At 32.7% G+C, this 7,896-nt stretch carries 10 protein-coding genes and 1 tRNA gene; 1 reads left to right on the forward strand and 10 read right to left on the reverse strand.

Going from position 1 to position 7,896, the window contains the following annotated elements:
* Positions 1 to 5: 5 nt before the first annotated feature.
* From IJL02_RS05260 to IJL02_RS05305, 10 genes are all read right to left on the reverse strand, one after another.
* Positions 6 to 77 (reverse strand) — tRNA-Cys (locus IJL02_RS05260).
* A 71-nt stretch (positions 78 to 148) separates the two neighbouring features.
* Positions 149 to 529 carry a transcriptional regulator gene (locus IJL02_RS05265; protein ID WP_292812067.1) on the reverse strand — a complete coding sequence of 127 codons (381 nt, stop codon included), beginning with the start codon at positions 527 to 529 and terminating at the stop codon, positions 149 to 151.
* An 11-nt stretch (positions 530 to 540) separates the two neighbouring features.
* Complete coding sequence (gene cysE / locus IJL02_RS05270) at positions 541 to 1,248, reverse strand: serine O-acetyltransferase (protein ID WP_292812075.1); 708 nt, start codon at positions 1,246 to 1,248, stop codon at positions 541 to 543.
* 285 nt (positions 1,249 to 1,533) lie between these two features.
* Positions 1,534 to 1,962, reverse strand: a complete 429-nt coding sequence (locus IJL02_RS05275) for a hypothetical protein (RefSeq protein WP_292812078.1) — start codon at positions 1,960 to 1,962, stop codon at positions 1,534 to 1,536.
* Between the two features lie 2 nt (positions 1,963 to 1,964).
* On the reverse strand, positions 1,965 to 2,267 hold the full coding sequence (locus IJL02_RS05280; RefSeq protein ID WP_292812086.1) for a hypothetical protein: 303 nt from the start codon (positions 2,265 to 2,267) through the stop codon (positions 1,965 to 1,967).
* A gap of 617 nt (positions 2,268 to 2,884) precedes the next feature.
* Positions 2,885 to 3,073: a hypothetical protein gene (locus IJL02_RS05285; protein WP_292812090.1), complete on the reverse strand. Its 189-nt coding sequence runs from the start codon at positions 3,071 to 3,073 to the stop codon at positions 2,885 to 2,887.
* Between the two features lie 6 nt (positions 3,074 to 3,079).
* Positions 3,080 to 4,909 carry a cysteine peptidase family C39 domain-containing protein gene (locus IJL02_RS05290; protein ID WP_292812098.1) on the reverse strand — a complete coding sequence of 610 codons (1,830 nt, stop codon included), beginning with the start codon at positions 4,907 to 4,909 and terminating at the stop codon, positions 3,080 to 3,082.
* A gap of 175 nt (positions 4,910 to 5,084) precedes the next feature.
* The gene (locus IJL02_RS05295; RefSeq protein ID WP_292812105.1) at positions 5,085 to 6,686 is read right to left on the reverse strand and encodes a hypothetical protein; all 1,602 of its coding nucleotides are present in this window, start codon (positions 6,684 to 6,686) and stop codon (positions 5,085 to 5,087) included.
* Positions 6,687 to 6,701: 15 nt separating this feature from the next.
* Positions 6,702 to 6,932 (reverse strand): hypothetical protein, encoded by a 231-nt coding sequence (locus IJL02_RS05300; protein ID WP_292812110.1) that lies wholly within the window; start codon positions 6,930 to 6,932, stop codon positions 6,702 to 6,704.
* A gap of 12 nt (positions 6,933 to 6,944) precedes the next feature.
* On the reverse strand, positions 6,945 to 7,211 hold the full coding sequence (locus IJL02_RS05305; protein WP_292812111.1) for a hypothetical protein: 267 nt from the start codon (positions 7,209 to 7,211) through the stop codon (positions 6,945 to 6,947).
* A gap of 26 nt (positions 7,212 to 7,237) precedes the next feature.
* On the opposite strand from IJL02_RS05305, the gene IJL02_RS05310 reads away from it, so the two are divergent.
* Complete coding sequence (locus IJL02_RS05310; RefSeq protein ID WP_292812112.1) at positions 7,238 to 7,750, forward strand: hypothetical protein; 513 nt, start codon at positions 7,238 to 7,240, stop codon at positions 7,748 to 7,750.
* Positions 7,751 to 7,896: the final 146 nt, after the last annotated feature.

Consider the following 7,896-nt stretch of genomic DNA (forward strand, 5'->3'; position numbering starts at 1 on the left):
AAGAAAGGCAAGTGAGGGATTTGAACCCCCGTATTATGGTCTGCAGCCACACACCTAAGCCACTCGGTAAACTTGCCGCTAAAAATTAAAGTATAATAAAATATTGGTATCCAATAGTTTAAATAGTTTACTATTTTTACCAATATTTTTAACATTTACTAACTTCAGAACCCAAACAAGATTGGCAGTCTTCTCCAAGTTCGGACTTATCAATGTTAAGTTGATTTAAAACATCGGCAGTTTCAACATGCTTACATATAGCACATGTTCTTCCAATTAATTGAGCTTTTGTAGCTCTCCCATCAGATAATTCCTTAGCAAAATCCTTAACCATTTTTCTAACATTGTCATCAAGCTTAATACCACTACCACGTTTATCTGTTATGTACTGTGATACAGCCGGTTGAGTAATGTCCATAAGCTCTGAAACATCTTTTTGCCTCATACCCAAATTTAAAAGTTCTTTAGCTAATTCTGACCTAATTGCCGGTATTACATACCATACAACGATTTCACAAGGTGGTTTCATAAAAATCCCTTCTATTTTTTAAACAAATCCTCTAATTCTTCTTGCTCATCTCTGATATCATCTGTTAAGCATAATTCATTTTTGTCATATAAAATGCTAATTCGTTTATCATTTTCTTTAAGGTGTTTTTCTAAAGTTCTAATTGCATCTGCAACTGGGTCTGGGAGTTTATTGTGATCAAGATCAACTTCCTTGTAGGAAACACCTTTACATTTAACAATACGACCTGGAACGCCCACACATGTTGATTCGGGAGGAACATCTTTAAGTACCACAGCACCAGTTCCAATTTTAGAGTACTCCCCTATAGTGATGTTTCCCATCACCTTAGCACCTGCACCAACAATAACTCCACGTTCCAAAGTAGGATGTCTTTTGGTTTTTTCTGTACTGGTTCCTCCAAGGATTACTCCTTGATATAACAGCACATCATCACCAACAATTGCAGTTTCACCTACAACTACACCCATCCCATGGTCAATGAAAACACGTTTACCAAAAGTAGCCCCAGGGTGAATTTCGATACCAGTAATGAATCTGGCCAAATTAGAATTCATACGGGCCAAAAGCTTTAAAGAATGATTCCAAAGCCAATGACTGACTCTATGAAATAACAAAGCATAAAATCCCGGATAGCAAAGAAAAATCTCTAATGTAGATCTTGCCGCAGGATCTTTTTGCTTGATGGCTTTGATTTCATCCCTTAAATTATCAAACATTGGTAAAACCTCAAGATTGTTATAACATAAATTTATAACATATAGTATAAATATTATTCTAAATATGATTAACAATTGTGCTCTCTCTGTTTGTTTATTTCTGTGTTTTGAGAGATAAATAACTGATTATACATTGTTGTACAGAAATGTACATCAAAGTTTTTAGTTCACAATTGTTATATAGCATTATATAACACATAGTATAAAAACTTTAAGGTTAACCAAAAAAAATATTTAAAAAAATAATCCTAAATCAACTACAAAGTATAGTCAATTAAAGAGGATTTATTGATGAGTTTTATAAAAGTTAAGTAGGCTGGTGATAATATCATCAAAACTATCGCCTTTGGAGCCAAGATGGGCAAGTTTCAGCTTTGTAGACTCACGAACTTGTACTGTGGTCTTTTTGTCAACGCCGTTGTTGATTATCAAAATGTTACCCTGAAAATCAAAGACATCACGTTCAAATCGAAAATCCCATAAAAACTGATTAAGTCTTTCCCACTCAATAGAATGGACAAAAACTTCAAAATCATCGGACAAGTCATCACCATCTACTTTCCAGTAATTTGGCAGATGGGTATCGTATGTACCATTATTCTGCATGTATTCAAATTCTGGTTCATCATCGTCAATGGTATCGATGTCAACATTGCCATCAAGGAATATTCTTTCATCCTGTGAAGATATGAGTTTAAATTCAACATATTGCATTCTTAAGCCTCCATTGGAATAAGTGATGGGTTAGGAGTTATTCTGCCCCCCCCCATAATCCATACTTCTTCTTCTCTTGTTCTTCTGTAGTCGAAGAATTCAATGTCTAGTGATTCAATTTCTTCTTCTGTGAGTTTGGTTGTTTTTTTCATGAATTCTTGTTCGAGTTTTTCCCAGAGGTCATCGAAGTCGCCTTCCCAGTGACGGATGATCATTGTCCATGCTTCGAAGTGCATGTTTTCATCGAGGTAAAGTTTTACGTCATCATCAATTTTTGCTTGTTTTTGTTCAAATCCGTATGCCATATTTTTCATCTCCTACAGGTATGTTCCTACAGTTATTATATTGGTTATAGTAGTATATAAATGTTTCGGTTTTTATCTAAAAAAATAAGGGGATCAACCCCATGACAAAATGCCACAAAGTTGACCCCCTAATAATAGAAACCAATTATCCCATCACAAAAAAATAATCTTGAAAACGGATAGAATTTTATGAGAGTGTCTCTTAATTATAATAATTTTACAAGCTTTTAAAATTATTTTACCATCATTCTTTTATGCATAATAAACATAGGAATAGTTTATATAAAAATATTTAGTTTTACATCCAACACTTTTCACATTCTCTGCTACTAATCGTTAGATGATCTACCCAACATTCAAGAAAATATTTTTTCTCCAGGACACATTTATGCTTCTACATATTAATATTGTACGACCTTTGATAGTTTTGTAACTTTTTATAAACTATCCAACTGAAACCTTAAACGTGCAATCTCAGCTTCAATCTCATCACGTTCACTATCAACACAAGTCAACAAACGAAAATTCAAAGCCTTAATCTTAGCACGTAACACATTCCTTTGATTAGTCTCCTTCAAAACCTTGTTCTCCTTAATAGACAACATACATATCCCATCTTATTGAACATAATCTTCATTAACTAATTCAGATTCATCAGTAATATTATACTTAGCTCTTTTCTGATTTACTTTAACTTGTCTTTCCAATATCTCATCAGAATAACCAAATCTTTCGATATCATGTTTGATATCTGCTTGTTTACGATTTAAATTCCATGCAATAACTTTCTTAATAGGATTAAACATATATAATCACCCTTTTGTCATTATACAAATACTCTTCTGACTAATGCCCTTAATGTAATGTGATTGAATGCTAAACTTACGGTCCTGCAAATGACCATAATAACCATTACCCTGTCTGCCTCCAAGACTATTTAATATACGGAGATAACCAGTTTTGATATTGATTTTATCAAAAGTTTCATAATGACCGCAACCGTCATCATCGTCAATGCATTCTCCTGCACAGGAATACCAAATATGTGAGAAGACATACACATTCTTTTTACACATTAACTGACCTAATGCTTTGAACCTTTCAGCATCAGTTTTACCAAAATCACTAAAATTCTTCCAGGTAACATTAATTTTAATTCCTGCTTTTTTAGCTGCCTTTGCAATACCAGTTTCAAGACCATCATGACTAGTGCCTGAAGTAGTGGTTCCACAATAACTCATCAATTCAGATTCAGAGATATTAGTAACACCAAATTTCTTCAATCCTTGATGAATACAATGAGGTCCACAATCATAAGGAGTTATCTGACCAAGAGCACCAGCACCTTGATTAAGATAATGAGGACTGCTAGTATATGGATTTTCACAATTATTAGATGTTGAAGTATTACTTTTTTGATTACTGGATGAAGAAGATGATGCTGTGAATCTACCGGAATTATAAGTACAATAATCCGGCAAAGTCTTATTATGACCATAATACCAGACAATAATCCTTGCCAATGCATCAATACTTACACGTGGCCTGATCTTCTTCTTGGATTTAACACTAGTCACAAAATTAGGTGCCTGACCATTCTGTTTAATATACTGCACAACCCTCCTAGACTGGTCCTTAAAATCAGAAGGATAAACCTCCTCATTAATAGAATCTCCGGTTGCTTTACTGCAACTTTTAACACTTGGAACATTGGATAAGTTTTTACCGAGATTATTAACATGCAATGATAAGATATACCATACCTGTGGCCAAGTATACTTCACATTAGCAACAGTAACTGTTGATGGTAATTTCTTATTAGTTTCAATATATTTCTTTACAGTAGTGGCCATTGTTTTAATATTCGCTGCAGAAATACCAGTAGATTTAGATTTAGTTGTGGTCTTGTCTTGCAAGGAATTGAAATTAACATTAACAGATAAACCATAACGGAATAACATTATTCCTTTGGCCCCATTAGTGATGCAGGTTTTAGCGTCATTTAATATTTCAGTACCAGATAATGCAGTTGGATTATCATCAGATTTATAAGATTGCAGACCGCTCCAAATCTTTGCTTTACCGCTGAAGAATTTTGTAGTTGATTTCAACCAATCAGTACCTGCTTTGTAGTTGCCTTTGTATTGCATTGGAATGATTGCATCAACAATTTTATCCAATGCTTCTATGTCTTGTCCGTAATCATGTTTACAATTTTGTTCAGGCATTACTGCGCAGGACAAGAATACTTTTGGGTTCTGTGTGCGGACTTTTTTCACAAAAGCTGTGATTGCATCTGCACCACCAGATGTCTTATATGCATTACCAGGATAACGAAGATAATCAAGATGAATTCCTTTAACATTAGCTATGCCAGCATATTTCTTGATCTCTTTTAACTTTTTAGTCAAATCAGTAGTTTTTGGATTATGCCATGATCCATCATAGAAGCATTGAACCCAAATATGCACGCTAATATTATTCTTTTTCGCTTTATTTATCCAAGATGTGACCTTGGATTCCCCGTGTGCTGTGAAAGCATAAAAGTTTAAGAATATATCTGTAACTCCATTCTTCTTTAGAGTTTCAAGATTTACTTTATTCATGTCTGCTCCAAACAGCCAATAACCAAAGTTTTTCATAGTCTAATTCTCCTTTAATTTTTTATTCATTGTTGTTTTCGAGTATGCATTTGTTTTTGACTAGATAACAACATTTTTCAAGGTCGTGGTCGCATGTTTTACGGTAGCAGCAACCTTGACAAAAATCAGTATCCTTCTTCATAACAATCAATCCAAAATAAAAGATTTAAATCATTTATATTTCTCTAAAATTAATATCTTTTGCTTTTGCAGTTATTTGTGATGAATATGATATCAATCCAAATTTCATACCAGTACGATCATCAAACCAACTACAATTTCTTGTTTCCAATAAAGTTCCTTCAAAATAAAATGAAACTGAATCCCCATTTTTAACAATTTTATAATCATAATATTGGTTACAAATTAATGATGAACCGGCCCTACCATCTATTCCAAGACAATCCTCTCCAGCACATCCATATACAACTGGAAGTGAATTTAAAGTACATCGGCCACCTATACCAATGGCATATCTTGCATTATTGTTAGATGCAATATACTGTTTATCGCCAAAGAGGAATAAAGAATAATTACTTGTGGCGAATTTGAAACTTAATTCAAAATCACCTACATTATCTAATTCAAAATTAGTGATTGTTGATGCATCCAAATATCCAACTGATGTAAAATCATATTCATTAAAATCAATGTATCTAACATATCTTGGAGATAAATTCCCCCAAATCGCATTAACTACAACTTCTTCCCTCCAAGATGAAGGATAAGTATATGTAGCAACACCATTATTATCTGTTGTTGCAACAGGAACAAAATGAATATCAACACCATTAGGCGTATTACCAACATCCCCTAACTCTTCTCCCACCCAAGAGGAATCAATAGGGTATTGCCCAACTGTTGTCAAATCAAGAGAATCTGATTCTGTGTACGCCATAGTACCTTCAATTCTTAGTCTGTCACCTTCAATGGTTTTCATATTATTATGAGTTCCATCTTTGTCAAATGTCCATCCAGTTGAAGTTTTAGTACACCAAAAATAACTACTATTTAATTTACCAATATACGCACTACATCCCGCATCTCCAGTTAAATACCAATTAGTACCTATATGTGCCGTTGCTCCCTCATAATATCTTTGAACATATTCCATTCCTTCAAAGTAGATTTCTTCACCACTAACAGGGACATTATTATTAGTTAATATTGCATTTAACTTAACATTTTTAGAGATAATCTCCAAATCTTTAATTACATAAGAATACTCATTGGAGTCAAAAAACAAATATTTATTCGAATAAACAGTATTATCAACATCATAATCCAAAAATGTTAAAACATCATTAGTATAAAGGGATATATGGTCAGAGGTTAACACTATTTTAATTTCGTAAAATCCATTAGAATCCGCAGTTACTCCACTTGGAATATCATCGTCACCAAACTCAATTGGTGGAATAAAATATGGAGAAGATGTATTAAAATCCATGAAACAAACTACATTCTCATTAGGTTTTGATTTGAATTTAATAATATATTCATTATTAGTAAAATCAAATACAAAATCATTTAATTTTATATATGACCACTCTAAATAGGTGCCTGCAGATGTAGTTTCTATAGTTCCATAGCTTTCATCTTCATGTGTTGTGAAATCATTAAGATTATTTTTCAGGGAGTTGTAATAATAACTATCTTTTTCTTCCAAAACTAAGTTATAACCACCAGGTTTTTGATATATTACCCCACCATTACTTGTAACAATTGATTGAACTTCTTTGTTTCCAATCATTACCTGTTTAGCATTAGTAAACACTACAAACCCTCCCTTTTAACTGGATGGAGTATACACTACAAGATTCTTAGTTTCAGTAGACTCATCAGTATAAGTGATAGTAACTTGAACTGTGGAAACATCACTAATCATAGATTTAGTAATGGAGTCACTTGCTTGTAACGCACCACCAGTACCAGTAGTTACAATCTTACCACTTGCAGTTCCAATCTTCCCGTCACTAGACACATTACCATGGCTATGTGTTTTTAAATCATAATTTGGCATAAATATAACACCTCATTTTTCTTCAATTATAAATTCAACAGTTTCAGTTTCATCTTCACATTCCACACCAAAAACATACTTCTTATTAATTTCCAGACTTGTTCCTGCACTAATGTTTCCTTGGTCATCTGTCATGGTGGTTGCAAGATGATTTCCATTAATAGTGAAGGTGATCTGTTTTTGTATGTGACTGGTTTCAGCAAGTATTTCGTAGTATTCGATTGGATGGTTTTCTTCTATTTCATCGATTTTTTTCGATATTTTTATTTTGATTGACATTTGGTTTTTCACCTCGAGTTTTATTAGTGAATCAACAGAAAAATGTTGATTATGAAAGTGATAATGTAAAAGATAAGAATATTGGTTACTTGTTTTACGATGTTGGAGTAATTAGTAATCATAATAATAATTGGTATAATCAAAAAAAGGATAATCAATCTGTATTTACTATAATTCCAAGTAGTGATGGAACAACAGTATCTCTCTCAGAAACAACTTTATATTCCTTTTTTGCAGATGGAACTTCCTTTAGCGACAGTTACAAATTTAATGGTAATTTTTGTGTAGAGGTGGAAATAGTAAGCAACACAAGTAATAATTGTTATTTTACAATAATGTCTAATATAAATCCACAAATTACCTTAAATGGGGTAGGAATTTATAAAATGACTCTTAATGGAACAACCGTAACTAAATATAAAGATGGGGAAGTTATTGGAACTACAATTGATGTTACCCAACAACCAGTAGCAACTGGTTTTAGAATTGAAAATAATGGAACTTTAAAATATAAAAATTTTATTATCTATTCTATTTGATGTTAGTAAAAGATAAGAATATCACATATATTAAATGGGATATGGGAGTGCCTTCAAACCATAACGATATTTGGAGATTAGGAATAGGTTATAATGCTACATTTGAAAGATTAGCAAATTATACGAAGATTACTGATACAAACAAC

The organism is Methanobrevibacter sp. (assembly GCF_017427765.1).
Classification (GTDB): Archaea; Methanobacteriota; Methanobacteria; order Methanobacteriales; family Methanobacteriaceae; genus Methanocatella.

Bases quoted from the DNA above. Each gene is read 5' to 3' on its own strand.
- cysE (WP_292812075.1), bottom strand. From the start codon at position 1,248: ATGTTTGATAATTTAAGGGATGAAATCAAAGCCATCAAGCAAAAAGAT.
- IJL02_RS05305 (WP_292812111.1), bottom strand. From the start codon at position 7,211: ATGTCAATCAAAATAAAAATATCGAAAAAAATCGATGAAATAGAAGAA.
- IJL02_RS05275 (WP_292812078.1), bottom strand. From the start codon at position 1,962: ATGCAATATGTTGAATTTAAACTCATATCTTCACAGGATGAAAGAATA.
- IJL02_RS05265 (WP_292812067.1), bottom strand. From the start codon at position 529: ATGAAACCACCTTGTGAAATCGTTGTATGGTATGTAATACCGGCAATT.
- IJL02_RS05300 (WP_292812110.1), bottom strand. From the start codon at position 6,932: ATGCCAAATTATGATTTAAAAACACATAGCCATGGTAATGTGTCTAGT.
- IJL02_RS05290 (WP_292812098.1), bottom strand. From the start codon at position 4,909: ATGAAAAACTTTGGTTATTGGCTGTTTGGAGCAGACATGAATAAAGTA.
- IJL02_RS05285 (WP_292812090.1), bottom strand. From the start codon at position 3,073: ATGTTTAATCCTATTAAGAAAGTTATTGCATGGAATTTAAATCGTAAA.
- IJL02_RS05280 (WP_292812086.1), bottom strand. From the start codon at position 2,267: ATGGCATACGGATTTGAACAAAAACAAGCAAAAATTGATGATGACGTA.